Annotated in this window: 10 protein-coding genes; 9 read left to right on the forward strand and 1 reads right to left on the reverse strand. The window is 44.7% G+C overall.

Annotated features, from left to right (window positions below; all coding sequences use genetic code 11):
* The first annotated feature begins 421 nt into the window (after window positions 1-421).
* From A3GI_RS0103470 to A3GI_RS0103510, 9 genes are all read left to right on the forward strand, one after another.
* Window positions 422-2,704 carry a TonB-dependent receptor family protein gene (locus tag A3GI_RS0103470; protein ID WP_370446001.1) on the forward strand — a complete coding sequence of 761 codons (2,283 nt, stop codon included), beginning with the start codon at window positions 422-424 and terminating at the stop codon, window positions 2,702-2,704.
* A gap of 22 nt (window positions 2,705-2,726) precedes the next feature.
* The gene (locus A3GI_RS0103475; protein WP_018360085.1) at window positions 2,727-6,095 is read left to right on the forward strand and encodes a SusC/RagA family TonB-linked outer membrane protein; all 3,369 of its coding nucleotides are present in this window, start codon (window positions 2,727-2,729) and stop codon (window positions 6,093-6,095) included.
* A 16-nt stretch (window positions 6,096-6,111) separates the two neighbouring features.
* The gene (locus tag A3GI_RS0103480) at window positions 6,112-7,647 is read left to right on the forward strand and encodes a RagB/SusD family nutrient uptake outer membrane protein (protein ID WP_025079522.1); all 1,536 of its coding nucleotides are present in this window, start codon (window positions 6,112-6,114) and stop codon (window positions 7,645-7,647) included.
* Between the two features lie 140 nt (window positions 7,648-7,787).
* Window positions 7,788-8,666 (forward strand): putative zinc-binding metallopeptidase, encoded by an 879-nt coding sequence (locus tag A3GI_RS0103485; RefSeq protein WP_018360087.1) that lies wholly within the window; start codon window positions 7,788-7,790, stop codon window positions 8,664-8,666.
* 12 nt (window positions 8,667-8,678) lie between these two features.
* Window positions 8,679-9,701 (forward strand): DUF4302 domain-containing protein, encoded by a 1,023-nt coding sequence (locus A3GI_RS0103490; protein ID WP_018360088.1) that lies wholly within the window; start codon window positions 8,679-8,681, stop codon window positions 9,699-9,701.
* A gap of 122 nt (window positions 9,702-9,823) precedes the next feature.
* The gene (locus A3GI_RS0103495) at window positions 9,824-10,378 is read left to right on the forward strand and encodes a hypothetical protein (protein ID WP_025079523.1); all 555 of its coding nucleotides are present in this window, start codon (window positions 9,824-9,826) and stop codon (window positions 10,376-10,378) included.
* A gap of 97 nt (window positions 10,379-10,475) precedes the next feature.
* A complete protein-coding gene (locus tag A3GI_RS0103500; protein ID WP_162151367.1) occupies window positions 10,476-11,561 on the forward strand; it encodes a DUF4856 domain-containing protein in 1,086 nt (361 codons plus the stop codon).
* Between the two features lie 35 nt (window positions 11,562-11,596).
* A complete protein-coding gene (locus tag A3GI_RS11145; RefSeq protein ID WP_018360091.1) occupies window positions 11,597-12,757 on the forward strand; it encodes a fibronectin type III domain-containing protein in 1,161 nt (386 codons plus the stop codon).
* 48 nt (window positions 12,758-12,805) lie between these two features.
* Window positions 12,806-13,708, forward strand: coding sequence for a hypothetical protein (locus tag A3GI_RS0103510; RefSeq protein WP_018360092.1), 903 nt, complete (start codon window positions 12,806-12,808; stop codon window positions 13,706-13,708).
* Between the two features lie 213 nt (window positions 13,709-13,921).
* Here A3GI_RS0103510 and A3GI_RS0103515 read toward each other — a convergent pair whose 3' ends face one another.
* Window positions 13,922-15,403 carry a leucine-rich repeat domain-containing protein gene (locus A3GI_RS0103515; protein WP_018360093.1) on the reverse strand — a complete coding sequence of 494 codons (1,482 nt, stop codon included), beginning with the start codon at window positions 15,401-15,403 and terminating at the stop codon, window positions 13,922-13,924.
* Window positions 15,404-15,445 lie beyond the last annotated feature (42 nt).

The following is a 15,445-nucleotide window of genomic DNA, read 5'->3' on the forward strand; positions in this document are numbered from 1 at the left end:
AGTTAGAGAATCAACGGACAAGAGAGTATACCTCCGAACACCGTTTCGTCCTTCCGCATTTATCTGTTATTAATCAAGTTACGAAGATAAAGCTTTTTGCTTGCTTATCTTTTCATTGTTCTGAAAATAGAAGAAAGAAACTCATTACATCATTGTGTGACGGTTCTTTATGCAATAGCCTTCCGGTGTCAAATGGCCCCATTTAATAGGTATCGCATATGTATGATGCTGTATTAAAATTACCTAATAGTGGCGATTGTATACGTAGCCTGCGAGGAAGTACTTTTGCACAAATAAAAAATAAGTGTGCAAAGAACAACATACAGCATTCATAATCATGCTTGGGGTTGTGCACAGAAAATAAAATAGGGGTATAAAGAGCCAAGGTTGCGCCATGGCTATACCTAATATATGACCATCAATAACTATGTATATCAAGCTTTTTGTCGGGTTTGCCTGTATAGCTTCACTCAGTCTGTCTGCTCAGACTACAGTGGTGGAAACCGACTCTGTCAGACATCTCAAGGAAGTAGTAGTACAGTCGAAATACATACTTGGCAGTAAATTTCAAGCCCAAAACCGGACCGGCTCAGCTTACTATATTTCGCCCGTAGAAATCCAAAAACTCGGTTACACAGACATCAACAGAATGTTTAAATCCGTTCCGGGTGTCAATATGTATGAGGAAGATGGATTCGGTCTTCGTCCCAATATTTCTTTGCGCGGTACCAAAGCCGAGCGAAGCGAGCGTATTACGATTATGGAGGACGGTATTCTGGCTGCTCCGGCTCCTTATGCTTCTCCTGCAGCTTATTACTTTCCCAATGCAGCCCGTATGCATGCTGTAGAAGTGCTCAAGGGTAGCAGTCAGGTGCAGTATGGGCCTTTTACCACGGGCGGAGCTATCAATATGGTTTCGACCCCGATACCCACCGGGCTTGATGCCAAACTTGCCCTCTCTTACGGTAGTTATGGTACGCTTAAGGCTCATGGCTTTGTGGGGAACAGCCATCGGTACTATGGCTATATGATCGAATATCTCCGCATGAAGTCCGATGGATTCAAACGCTATGAGGCTCTTGACGGAATCGGACTGGTACGCAACGATGTGATTGCCAAGTTCAGGGTCAATACGGATAATAGCGAAGATATTAATCATGCTTTGGAACTGAAGTTCGGTTATGCCAATGAGCATTCGGATGAAACCTATGTAGGGTTGAGTGAAGAAGATTTTGACCGGAATCCGTTTTTGCGTTATGCCGGTTCCCAGATGGACAATATCAAGACAAAGCATCAACAATGGGTGGCAACCTACCTTTTCAAACTGCGTAATTCACTTCAGATTACAGCGAATGCCTATTATAATTATTTCCATCGTAACTGGTATAAACTCAACGATATTCGTGCCGGAGTGACTGCCGGTGAAAAGCGTTCTCTCGAGTCGGTTCTGTCCGAACCGGAAATCAATGCCGCTTATTTCGATATTCTTACCGGACGTGCCGACTATGATGGTGCAGGTCTTATCGTCAGAGCAAATAACCGAAGCTATCATGCTTCCGGCGTTCAAGCCAAGGCTGAGTATAAAACCCGTTTTGGGAGAACATATCTGACCGTAGAGGGTGGTGTTCGCTATCACGTAGATCAGGAAGATCGCTATCAGTGGGATGATGCCTATTCGATGAAAGATGGCGTAATGAGCCTTTACTTGCCGGGTATTCATGGGGAGCAGGCCAATCGCATCGTTTCCGCTCGGGCATTGGCAAGCCATCTGTTGGCCAAGATTGCTTACGGCAGACTGACTTTTACCACCGGGTTACGTTATGAGGATATTCACCTTAACCGTAATGACATGGGTAAGAATGATCCGCGCCGGACCGGCATGCGCCGTCATGAAATTTCTAATATGGCCCGGGTATTGATACCCAGTGCCGGGGTTAACGTCAGATTCCTGAGAGGTGCATCTGTTTTCCTCGGTGTGCATAAGGGGTTTGCACCTCCGGGAGTAACGGATATTCCACGTGTGGTACCGCACAGAAGCCTGATTCCTGAAGGTGGGTTCCAACAGCAAAAGCCTGAAAAGAGTATCAATATGGAGCTCGGAGGGCGATTTACTCGTGGTGATCTGCATGTGGAGCTTATCGGTTTTTACAACAATTACAGCAATATGCTCGGAAGCGACCTTGCTGCTTCCGGAGGGTTGGGTACGCTCGAGCAGTTCAATATCGGTAAAGCCATTGTACAGGGAGCGGAATTTATGCTGCGTTATCAGCCTCTGCCCAAGAGCTGGAAGCTGCGCCTGCCCGTGCAACTTTCGTATACTTATACTGATACTGAAATCAAGAACTCTTTTGTAAGTAACTCTTGGGGTAAAGTGGATGAGGGGGATGAAATCCCATATATCTATAAACACTCGGTCAACGTACAATTGGGTGTCGAACACAAATGGGGCGAACTGCATGTAAGCTGCCGTTACAATGCGGATATGCGAACCAAGCCGGGGCAAGGTGTTATCGCCAAGCATGACCTTGTGCCTGCACATGTCGTTTGGGATGCTTCTGCGCAGGTACACGTTCATAGGCACGTAAGCCTTACTGCCAATGCAATCAATTTGCTCAATACGGCTTATCTCACTTCCAGACATCCTTCCGGTTTACGTCCGGGGCATCCTTTTGGTCTCTATTTCGGGGTGAATGCACGACTCTAACGTTTGAATGACAAAACGAATTATGAAAAAACTGCTACATATATTCTTGATATTTACACTTATTCTCCTGTATCCTTTGGGACTTTTGGCGCAGGGTAAAATACAGGTTGCCGGTGAAGTTAAAGACGACCAGGGGTTACCTCTTGCAGGGGTGTCCGTCGTTGTGGTAGAGACCAAAACCGGGGCTGTTACCGATGTTCAGGGAAAATTCAGCCTGCCGGCCCAGTTGGGGCAGAACCTGCGGTTCAGTTTTATTGGAATGAAAACCCGAACAGTCAAGATTACAAAGGATTATCTGCACATACAGTTGAGAGAAGATGCCAAGTTGATGGACGAAGTGGTGATAACGGGTTACCAGAAGGTTAAAAACCGTGTTTATACGGGTGCTGCAACATCCGTTAAACTTCAGGATATCAAACTTGAGGGGATAGCAGATGTTTCTCGTATGCTGGAGGGGCGTGTACCGGGATTGTCGATACAAAATATATCGGGTAGTTTCGGTTCGGCGCCTCGCATCAATATCCGGGGCGGCGCCTCTATTATCGGCAATGTGCAGCCGCTATGGGTCATCGATGGAGCTGTTTATGAGGATTTGGTTTCGCTTAGTTTGGATCAATTGGCTTCGGGTGATGCTGTGACCCTGATCAGTTCGGCAGTGGCAGGGCTTAATCCTTCGGATATCGAAGATATTCAAGTGCTCAAAGATGCTTCAGCTACGTCTGTTTACGGTGCGAGAGCACTCAATGGCGTAATTGTGGTATCGACGAAAAGCGGAAAGCGAAATTCGCCCAATCGGGTTAATTATTCTTCCGAATACGGTTTTCGTCTTAAACCTGATTATAAAGACTTCGGTTTGCTCAATTCACAGGAAACCATGTCCATTTATCTTGAGATGCAGGGCAAGGGGCATTTTGGGCTCCGGGAGTCGCTTTATGGCCGTCGTTCGGGTATTTTTCATTTGCTTTATAAAGCTTATACGAAACCGGATCCGCAGACAGGAGGTTTCTTTCTGCCCAATACGATAGAGGCCACGAGAGATTTTCTTAAGCGTTATGAGTATGCCAATACCGATTGGTTCGACGAACTCTTTACCCTCACGCCGACGATGAGCCACAACATCAGTTTTACGGGAGGATCCGACAAGGTAGCTTCACGCGCTTCTGTCGGTTACTTCCACGATGGAGGATGGACTCTTGCCGATCAGGTAAAACGCATTACGGCCAACCTCAAGACTAATTTTTTTCTCAGCGAATCGATCACGGCATCGCTCTCGGCTCAGGGTAATTTACGCCAGCAGAAAGCCCCGGGTACCGTACCACAGAAAAAGAATACCACTCTCGGGAGCTTTGAGCGCGATTTCGATATCAACCCCTTTGCCTATGCTTTGGGAACAAGCCGTACGCTGCGGCCAAGGGATGAACGTGGCAATCTGGAGTATTATCGCAATAATTGGGCTCCATTCAATATCCTGAATGAATACGACAATAACAAGATGGGTATCGATCTTCTTGACTTCAAACTGCAGGGAGAACTGTCCTATAAAATCAATAAACATCTTGAAGCGAAAGGACTTGTATCTGTACGCAGCGCTACAACAAGTATAGAGCATCAGATCCATGAAGGCTCGAATGTCGTGCAGGCCTTTCGGGCCAATGAAACCCCCGGTGTGGCCAGAGAGAATATTTATTTGTTGCATGATAGAGGCAATGCCTTGTTACAGCCTCGTATCGCTCTTACGCATGGTGGTATCTACAATAAGACCGAAACCAAACTTCGCAGCTATCTGGGGCGTTTAGCCCTTGACTATAACAGGAGCTTCGGTGAACACGATATCAAGGGATTTGCTTTTTTCGAAATTCGTTATGCCGATCGCAGCATCAATCCGTTTCAGGGTTATGGTATCCAATATGATAGAGGTAATCAGATTTTCGGTAATCCGTTCATCTTCCAAAAGCTTATCGGTGAAGGCAATCACTATTTTTCGCTTAACAAGCGTTACGAACGCGGTGTTACTGCTTCGTGGAGCGGCACGTATGGCTATGCAGGCAAATACATTTTCAATGCCGTAGTGAATTACGAAGGCTCCAATACGGCCGGCCGTAGCTTGCGTTCCCGTTGGCTCCCCACTTGGAATATAGGTGGTAAGTGGAATATCGATCGAGAGAACTTGATTAAGGATGTTGAGCATATCTCCAGACTTGCCCTGCGTGCAAGTTATGGCCTTACGGCTAAGATGAACGAACAGGCACTTAACTCCAATGCTATTTTCGAGAATACCATTATCAACAGGCTCTCGTTCGACGACAGAGAAAATGCTCTGCGTATCCTTCATTTGGAGAATAGAGACCTCAGCTGGGAGAAGATGTACGAATTCAACCTCGGAATCGATGCCGGATGGTTCAACAATCGTATCAGTACAACTGTCGACCTCTATCAGCGTAATGCTTTCGACCTGATCGACCTGATCAGAACTTCCGGTGTGGGAGGGGAATACTATAAGTATGCCAATTTCGGAGACATGCAGACACGAGGTATCGAGCTGGCTGTGCATACCAAGAATATTCTTACCGATAATTTTAGCTGGAGTTCGAGCCTTACACTTAGCTATATGAATCAGAAGATCACTCGTTTGCTCAATACGCCCAATACGTTCGATATGGTTGCGGGTCGTGGGCGTGGCAATATCGAAAACTATCCTAAAGGGTCTCTCTTTTCTTTCAACTTTCAGCGGTTGAGCGACCAGGGGTTGCCCATTTTCGATTTCGGACTTTACCCCTTGAGCAATCACAAATTTGCATCCAGTACGGGAGCCGATTTTCTGGATACGCAGTATTCAAAAAGCTATTTGATCTATCACGGACCTATCGAACCGAATATTATCGGTGGCCTGTCCAATGTCTTTAAATATAAAGGTTGGGAACTTTCGCTCTTCGTAACGGCTCAGGCCGGTAATAAAATCAGATTGAATCCGACTTTTGATCCGGCCTTTGGCGACCTCAATGTCTTTTCTAAAGATTTTTATGACCGCTGGCTGGTGCAGGGTGACGAATATAAGACTGATGTACCGACCCTTCCTTCTGTCGATCTGATTAGAGAGGTTGGGCGAGAGAGTCTGGAACGTGCATACAATACCTATAATTTTTCTCAGCTCAAGGTGGCCGACGGTAGCTTCGTCAGGATGAAGAATATTTCTCTGGCTTATACGCTTCCTGAATCTGTGCTTAAGTCGCTCTATTTGCATTCGGCCAATATCCGTCTGAATGTTACCAATCCATTCCTGATCTATTCGGACCCTCGACTTCGAGGTCAAGACCCTGAGTTTTACAAGTCGGGTGGAGTGGCTCTGCCTACGCCCAGGCAGTATACCCTTACACTCAATTTAGGTTTCTAAAATACGAAAGAAGATGATGACTAATTTCAAAAAACAGATAGTTTTTTTCATTCTTGCTGCCTTGTTCTTCTCGTGTAACAAGTATCTCGATGTAACACCCGATTCTTCTTTCGATATTACCATCGATAGCGAAGAGAAGGTTTCGGAGCTTCTCACAGGTGCTTATCCCGATGCCAGCTACTTTCCTTTTTTGGAGACACGGACAGATAATGTAGGGCAGAGAACTTACGGCGAGCACTACCAGCTTAACGAAGCTATGTATTTCTGGGAGGACTACGATCAGGAAGACTTGGATACTCCTCTGGCCTATTGGAATGCCTGCTATCGTGGTATCGCTCAGGCAAATAAGGCTCTGGAGCTTCTCAAGGCTTATCCTAAAACCGACCGGGTGAAGGCTCTGTATGGCGAGGCTTTCCTGCTTCGTGCTTATCTGCACTTTATGCTTGTCAATATATGGGCTGAACCCTACCGGGGCGAAGAGTCCAAGCGGGCCATGGGTATTCCTTATCTGAGGCATCCGGAGAAGAATGCTTTGGTCGATTACAGCCGCAGCACTGTGGCTGAAGTTTATGATCGGATCGAGGAGGATCTCAAACTCGGGATTACTCTGGTCAACGACAACTATTACCGTAAACCCAAATATCATTTTAATAAAAAAGCAGCCTATGCTTTTGCTTCGCGCTTTTATTTGATGAAAGGACAGTGGCATGAGGTCGTGCAATATGCCAACTATGTTTTGGGTGCGACTCCTAAACTTTTGATCAGAGATTGGATTTCCTATGAAAAGGAATATCGCTTTAATCGTCTTAATTTGCATCAACGCTATAATGCTACGACCGAACCGTCCAATCTTTTACTTGCGACTACCGAGTCCCGCTGGGCACGCGATTTACCTGTTCAGACCTATGGTACTACTCTGGCCGAAATGAAAGAGATTTACAATGGACGGGGATTTGCCGGTTGTACGGATTATGAGAAGCTGAATCTGGCGCTGGCCTATGTTTTCAATTCTTCACCTTCACCGGTCAAAGAAGGGGTATATACGGCTAAGTTCGGTGAACTGTCTCTTTTCGGAAGCACCGGAACTCGTCCTCGCGATTTGTATGTGACCAATATTTTATTTTCGGTCGATGAGGTTTTGCTCAACCGTATGGAGGCTTATACGATGCTTTCGCAGTACGATTCGGCTATAGACGATTTGTTGACTTTTCTGCAAACGAAATATCATATGGTTCCGCCTTGCAGTCGCAATGTCTATACGAATTCAAAGAGCGATCTCTACAATAGTATCAGCCCTTTCTACGGCGTTTCACGTAAGCAATTGGGGCTTCTCAAGATTATTCTGGATTTTCGTCAGAAAGAATTTCTGCACGAAGGGCTTCGTTGGTTCGACATCAGACGTTTCTACATAGCAATCAAACGCAATAGCCGTCATCCGCTTTATCGCCCTCTCGATAAAGACGATTACCGTAAGGTTTTACAGATTCCTGCCGAAGCTATTCGCAGAGGATTAAAACCTAATCCTCGTAATGAAGTACATACCAATAATTAAACAAGCGGGAGATCTTGGATTACCTTGCTTTTCATTTCCCGTTAATGACGAATTAAAGTATGAAATCGATATATCATAAAATATGCTTAACGGCTATCCTTGCAGGGTGCTTAACCTTGTCTTCATGCCAAAAAGAACATTTGGCTTCGGATAGTGTAATTGACAGATATTACCCTCAAGTACCTGCGACCGAACTTGATCGTTGGGCGATAGATTCATTCAAACCCTACAATATACAGACACTTTACCGGTGGCAAAAAGAGCATTTACCCTCAGGCAGTTTTGGCATTCCTCCTAAAACCGAACAGGTAAAGCCTGTGCTTGAGGCTTTTAAGATGCTCTTGCTCGATTTGTACACTCTGGAGAAATCCGGCGGTAAAGATTTTTTCAGGGATAAAGGTCTTATTCGTATCACTTTGTTGGGAGGCTTCGAAATGCAGGAGAATAAAGTGCTCATGAGGCTGTGGTATCCGCAGACCGCAAGTAATGAGATGTTTGCTTTTGATGTCAACACCTTTGATCCGTCGGATAAAAAGAATGTCTATCGGCTCATGCGTAGCCTGCATCATCAATTCGCTCGCCGGCTTATCGAGCATATTCCTTATAATCGGGATGCTTTCCTTTCGATCAATCCCAAGGCTTATGGAGCTTTGCCTCTTGCTCCTTCTCCTGCCGATGTATATAGAAGAGTCGGCCTTAGCCCTTATGCTCATCGGCGGGGATTCTATACGCTGTATTCTATGGCTTCGCCGGAGGATGAGTTTGCAGAGATTATCAGTACGCTGCTCTTGCATACGGCTGTAGAGCTCAAAGAAGCGGAGGGCACGGCCGCACGACCAATTTATCCGGAGCAGCCTGAATCTGTGCAGGAGGCCCGGGAAGCCTATCGTGTACTCAGGGAGAAACGTGCTTTTGTAGAGCGTTATTTCAAGCAGGATGTAGGGATCAGCCTTAGTCGCTTGCAACTCTTGAGCCTCAAACAGCTTGATACCTACTATAAGCTACATAAGACCAAGTAAAGAATGTATCCTATGATTAGAAATTTTTTGCTTTCGTTACCGTTATACGCTCTCCTTGCAGTAGGATGCAAGCAGGATAATGCTTTCGACCGTTCTCCTGCAGAGCGTATGGAGCGTCATATCGAGAATTTCAAACAAACACTCGTATCCGCACCTCACGGATGGCAATTGCAGTACTTTCCGAGAGTAGACTCTCTTCTTTTCAGAAACCCGTCGACTCGTTTGGACTGGACGGATGTAACCAAAGATAAATATGGTTACGGTGGCTACCTGATGCTAATTAAATTTGCAGAAGGCAATCGCCTTGAAATCAAGGCCGACCTCACCGACCGGCAAGCTAAAAATGTTACTTCTGCCGAGTATGATATTCGTTTGGGCAGTAGTCTTCAGCTCAGCTTTACGACTCATGCTCCCCTGCATGAGCTGGTCAACAGCGAGTTTGGCGGTGTATCGGACTTTGTATATCGTTATCGAGACTATTGGGGCAATCTTATATTTACCACCGGGGTTTCGGATGATAGTAACAGACCTTACATCGTACTTTCTCCGCTCAAAACAGCCGAAGAATGGAAGAGTGGAGCCGAACAGGCTTTTGAGAATCGCAAATTTTTCGAGAGTATGGTGCATCCGCAGATCCGGATTCGTCGGGGAAGCAGGATCTTCTTTCAAAGCGATGTCCCTTTCAAAAAACCGGGAGACGAACAAAATAAAGAGAAAGAGCTTGAGCGAAATAGGCGACGGTACCATATATTCCTTTCTTATAGAGAGAAGTACGATCCGATATTCAGGGGCTACAATGGTCTCGGATCGGGTTATACAGGTACCAAAGAGGGACTTTCGTTTAGACCCGGCTTTAGTTATGATGACAAGACTACTTTTTTCGATTTTGAACGCAAAGGCGATAAGTTTGTGGCTGAGCTTGTTTCAGTCTACGACCCATTGTTTCAGAAATTCCATTTCGAGAGCAAACATCTTTTCCCTGAAGGAGAACCTACGAGCTATATAGCAGAGATCATAGATACTCACAAACAATAATAAACAACTCAATGAACCGCATCAGAATATTTTTCTTATATGATCTGCCTTCGAGGCTTTCTTCAAGGATACCCGGGTTTCGATGGCGCAGAGTAATATCCTTGTGTTTTTTCTTAGGGATTATGATTTCATGCGGCAAACAGCCTGTGGATGAAAGCGACGAAGACTATCAGTCCCTGTTTCCTTTTCCCGGGATCAGCAAGCCCGAAACGTCATTTGAGGATATGAACGTAATGCCCTGTGATCCGGAAATGGCACTCAGTGCTTATAAGTATCCGGGGGTAAATATCGAAGAGGATGCCCGGGACTATGTCGTAACGCTTCGATGCTCTTACACTCAACCTCCGGGCGCAGCTTCCGCCAACTATACGGTCCGGTACATCAGCCCGAACAAAGAGCTGGGTATTGCTACTTCCAATCCGGCAGACGATAGTGCTACCGATATTCTTACCGCTGATAAAGAGTTGGTCAAGACTTTTACGGTTCGCTCGGGTTATCCTCTCTATTTGAGCGTCAATGGTGTCGCACCTCGTGGCTCGATGATTAAGGCCCGTATTTCAGCTAAATCGGTAGACGGCTTAGTTGTAGTACCTACGCTTTCTGTCGAACAGTCTCAGAATAAAGAAGGGCCGAACCCGATCCCGGCACCCTACTGCGAATATATTATTCTACCATAAGTCTTTCAATATAATGAATTCAATTAATAAAGGTTTACTTTTTTGCTTTATATCGGGGATTTCTCTTGTTTCTTGCCAAAGATCTCTTCTTCAAACGGTGGAGACCGGTGATTTGCAAATTGAGGAACAGGACCCGAAGTATAAGTTTACACGCAATCAGGAAAGCAGTGTAGATACGCAGGAGCCCGATTTGCTGAGCTCTACGCTTCGAGAGCTTCACGAAAGATTCTTTGATCAAGCTTATATAAGAGATCAGGAGCAGATGAATACGGTGCGTACGATATTCGAACAGGGGCTTTATGGTTACGCTCCCAGGGACTATTTGGCCAAATCCGACTTGCATAGTGGCAATACTCGGCGGGTCAACTCCGACATCGATAATTTGATTGCTTCCATAGCGTACATATCCGGTTTAGGATCGGAAAATCCTGCAATTCATCGTCGTCGAGAGGCTAAACCTTCCCAAACAGGGTACATCGATGGCAGTCAGAGTGGCAGACTCACGTTTGTAGATGAATCGGGTTTGGTTGTCTCTCAGGCACTTAAGGGTTTCATCTTGGGAGCAATGAATATAGACCAAATCCTCAATGTACATCTTGATGATCGGATTATTCTTGACAAAAGCATAGAAGCCGATCATGAAAACCAGGTGCTTATAAAGGGAGCTAATTATACGGCCCTTGAGCATCATTGGGATCTTGCCTATGGCTACTATATGCAGGGCATAAGAGCTTTGGCCTTGAGCGAAGGAATTATAGAACTCAGGGGAAGTGCCCGTAAGCTGGATTTGGCTTTTACCTTAGGGCGTATCGATATCAATTACCACTTGTATGATATGTTACCCAAACATGTACAGACCATCAGGCACGAGATCGCTCATGTTCTGATTGTCCGTTTGCAGCATTTGCTACTCGGAGGTAACACGATGGCTAACCTCTATGAATATCCTCCTTTTGCTTTTCCCATGCTCTCCGATGCTTATGGTCTGATTTATGCCCTGCAGTTCCTCAAAGACAAGAATGGCAAACCCTTTATTTCCTATGATAAGGTGAAGAATCTTCAGAAAAGACTTCTCGGAGAAGGCGGTTTCTGGAATTATCAAAGGCTGATCGATAAAGAAACGAAAAAGGGAGAGTTAAACAAAATAATGAATGAGATAAAAGAACATGTCAAAATAAACTAACCTCCCTTAAAACAATAAAGTAATAATTAGTTAGAATGATGAAAAAGATTGTATTGGCATTGGCTTTGGGATGCTTGCTCATCCCCAAAAATCTTTTGGCACAAGAGGACAAAAACCTGTGGTATAACCCCGGGTTTGAACTTTTTAGAAAAAACCATCCTGAAAAACTGGATCGTTGGATTATTCCGGAAACAATTGTCGGCCTGAAGCCTAATCCTCCTATCGTGAAAGATAATCCGCATGGAGGGAAAAATTGTATCGAGATAACGCCCGGAGGTCAGGAAGGAAGACTCGGGATGTATGATAAAGATTGGGATTTTGATCAGAAATATGAGGCCAAGGATGGTGACACCTTTATCCTCTCTTACTGGCATCGTGGAAATCTAAGCAAAGCCAGTTTGCCTGTGGAGATAAGATATTATAATGCAGCCGGGGGGTATAACTCATTAGGAAGTAAAACCATTGAAAACTCCGTGGTCAAACCGGGGAATAACTGGCAGAAACATACTGTGGTTATTAAGGTAAGTAAGAGCGATTTGCGGCCTGAAAAGCAGGGTGAGGAAATTGCGTTTATCGATATTAAACTACGTCTGCCCAGCAGTATTACTTTTGGTAAAAAACCCGGTAGTATTTTCCTTGATGACTTTTCACTCGTGAAAAAAGCGGTAGAACCGGATGTCAATCTCAATACTCCCGTTGTTAAGGAAAACGCCTTCCAAAGAGAGATTGAACTCTCTTGGAGCAAAGAGGATGACAGAGAGGTTTCCTTTGAGGTTGTCGTAGACGGCCGAGCACCGATTACTGTCAAAGAGTCTCACTATATTTTGACAGGTTTAACACCTAAAACATCCTACAAAGTGAAGGTTAGGGCTGTCAAAGGAAAACATCACTCAGAATATAGCCGGGAGTTGAATATCAAGACCGATAGTTTTAATAAAGAAGACAACGACATCACACGTCTGCCTTATCTGCGCACGTTGAATAAGATTGGTACGGCACCTCGAACGCTTAACCTCTTCTACTACGATTTGTATAATGCTTCAGCCAATTTTACCTATTGGATCGACGGTGTGAAGGTAACACCAGAGGGCTATCAGTTGAAATTCCCCAGAAAAGGGAAACAGGAGCTTAAGATATTAATCGACGAGGGAGCCGATAAGGTATGGACTTTGACCTATAATCTCGATGTGATTTAATGGCAGGCCTTGGATATGACTATTTTTAATCAAGAACAAAGGAACAAAATGAAACGTATACTTTTTTTCACCGTATTGCTGGCAATTGGGATTATATCCTGTAAGAAAGATGAACCGGCTCAGATAATTCCGGAAATCAAAATAGGAGAGAATATAACAGAAGTTGTATTGGAGAAGGAGACAACTCGTGATATTGCTCTTTCCGGCGGAAATGGCAAATTTTCTGCCACAGTTAAAGATTCCAAAATACTTGAAGCTAAGATCGACGGAACTTATCTCAAACTCAAGGCGCTCAACTATGGCGAAACGACTGTATCGCTCAGATCTCATGACCGCCGGAAGACCTTGACGGTCAAGGTGGAGAGAGCTGAAATCAATATTTCGGAGCAGGAGATTCGTCTCTATCCGGGACAGGAACGTCAGGATATCAGAATTATCGGAGGTGGAGACGATGCCGAAGTCGAAGCCCTGAACACAGAGGAGGCTATTGTCTACGAATGGGATGCTAAAACCGGCAAGCTCAAACTCAGAGCGAACCACGAAGGTGAGGCCAAGCTCATTTTCAAAACCAAGGATAATAAACCGTCTAAAGAGCTTAAGATCGTTGTTAAGGCTGAAAATAATGTGTCTGAGCAAGTCGGTTTCTATACAACGACAAGTAAAACCCTTAGGCCTTATTTCCCTGTGGTGATGCATGCTTATAGAGCAGGCAAAATGGCCTGGATCTCAAATTCGCCAAGTTTGCAATTCGACCAGAAACGCGTGTTGATTCCTCTTGTTGCTGCTCCTCAGAAAGGTCAAACGGTCACTTCTAAGATCACTTTTGTTAATGTAAGCGACAAGTATACGACCGGCGAATATTCGCTGATCGTGGAAGAAGTCGTAGAAGCTAAAAAACTGGTTACGCTCAGGGGTAAAGGAATCAAACTGGTTATACCTTACGGTAATTAAGTTCTGCAGAACCGGAGTCAAGCCTAACATATAGGAGGTGTTTCAAAACTCCATTCTCCCTAAATCAACTATCATTTGTAAAGAACAATCGCTATCAAAGAGCTAAAAACTCAATGATAGCGATTGTTTTATTTGATTAGAAAGGGCGGTAACTATCGATATGAAAGGAAGCTTCTCCCAATTCCATGTTTTGACACAGCCCCATATTTTTATTTACATCTCAATGATTTGATCGAAACGATTCCATCCGGGTGCAGCTTTGTAAGCCTGTTTGCTACCACGGGGAACACGGAGTGTGATTTTCGACATATCCTGGCCGTAAGTGAAAGATCCGGCTTTGGGAGGAACCGGATTCAAAGAGACTATTTCTCGCAAGCTTGAGCAGTCTACAAAAGTTCCGGAGCCTATTCTTTTTACATTTCTGCCGAAAGTTACCTTTTTTACTCTTCCTGCATAGCGGAGGAGCTCTCCTTCAATGTCTGTCACGCTGTCGGGTATGGTTAATTCTTCTACATTGCAGAAAAGGAATGCAGCTTGTCTGGTTATTCTGACGGTGTTGGGGATAGATACCTCTGTTATCCCTTTCACGGCAGAAAAAGCGCCATAGTCGATTTCTTCGACACCGTGCGGTATGGAATACTGCTTGTTGCTGTTATTTGCTTTTGGGCAGGCAATGAGTTTTTTCATATCTTTTGAAAAAAGAACACCGTTAAGAACGGTGAAAAACGGATTATTATCAGCTACCCTGATTTTTTTCAATGAATAGGTATCCGCAATAAAGCCCTTGCCTGTCTTGGAAACACTGCCTCCGATCATTATCTCTTCCAAACCGAGAGCAGAAACGAATGCAAACTTTCCGATCGATTGAACGCTGTTGGGTATATCGATCTTCTTTAAATCTTCAGCCCTTTCAAAAGCCCTGTCTCCTATCTCGACAAGCGTACCGGGGAGTATCACTTCGGAGAGATCGCTTCCATGAAAAGCAGAAGGAGCAATATGGGTTACACCTTCCGGCACTACGTATTTACCGGTTCTCTTTGCAGGGAAAAGAACGAGGGTCTTTTTGTCTTTGGAAAATAAAACTCCGTCAACTAATAAATAATGATTGTTCTGACCCGAAAGAATGATTTTCTTCAAATCATAACTCCTTATGGCTCCTTCCATTTTAGATACATTCTTCGAAATCGTAAGCTCTTGCAGAGAAAAACACCAGGTATTGAAAGGCTTCAATGTGGTGACACGGTTGCCGAGAATAAGTTTTTTTACACCGGCTCTATGTTCGGAACTGCTAACAACCTTTACTTTGGCCAGATTGCAGTCGTTATTCATATCCACAACGGTTTCTTTCCCCGGCCAGTCAAAAAGAGTTGCCCCATCATCACTGATTTTATAAGATGATTTCGGATAACCGCTGTCTGCTTTTGCAAAAGCGACTGTAACATTCAGCGTTTTGCTCTCTTTCATTTTAATACGGTACTCCGGTGTACTCTGATTGACAATGGAATCGTTCAGAGTCCAGTAGCAAACCGTATAATTGTTTTCGGGAAAGGCTTTGAAAACAATCTCTTTGTCATTTGCTACGGGAGATCCCGGGGAAATAATGGCTCCGTCTACTGTGGCACCGACTGTTCCTCCGCCGTTTTCTACACTGAAAGAAACGACACCGCAAGCCGATAGAAAACCCGCGGTCAACATGCAGAATAAAAATTGTTGTAGTTTTTTTGTTTTCATGAATTT

This window comes from Porphyromonas macacae DSM 20710 = JCM 13914, assembly GCF_000379945.1.
Lineage (GTDB): Bacteria > Bacteroidota > Bacteroidia > Bacteroidales > Porphyromonadaceae > Porphyromonas > Porphyromonas macacae.

Bases quoted from the DNA above. Each gene is read 5' to 3' on its own strand.
- A3GI_RS0103510 (WP_018360092.1), top strand. From the start codon at position 12,806: ATGAAACGTATACTTTTTTTCACCGTATTGCTGGCAATTGGGATTATA.
- A3GI_RS0103475 (WP_018360085.1), top strand. From the start codon at position 2,727: ATGAAAAAACTGCTACATATATTCTTGATATTTACACTTATTCTCCTG.
- A3GI_RS0103515 (WP_018360093.1), bottom strand. From the start codon at position 15,403: ATGTTGACCGCGGGTTTTCTATCGGCTTGCGGTGTCGTTTCTTTCAGT.
- A3GI_RS11145 (WP_018360091.1), top strand. From the start codon at position 11,597: ATGATGAAAAAGATTGTATTGGCATTGGCTTTGGGATGCTTGCTCATC.
- A3GI_RS0103495 (WP_025079523.1), top strand. From the start codon at position 9,824: ATGATTTCATGCGGCAAACAGCCTGTGGATGAAAGCGACGAAGACTAT.
- A3GI_RS0103480 (WP_025079522.1), top strand. From the start codon at position 6,112: ATGACTAATTTCAAAAAACAGATAGTTTTTTTCATTCTTGCTGCCTTG.
- A3GI_RS0103490 (WP_018360088.1), top strand. From the start codon at position 8,679: ATGATTAGAAATTTTTTGCTTTCGTTACCGTTATACGCTCTCCTTGCA.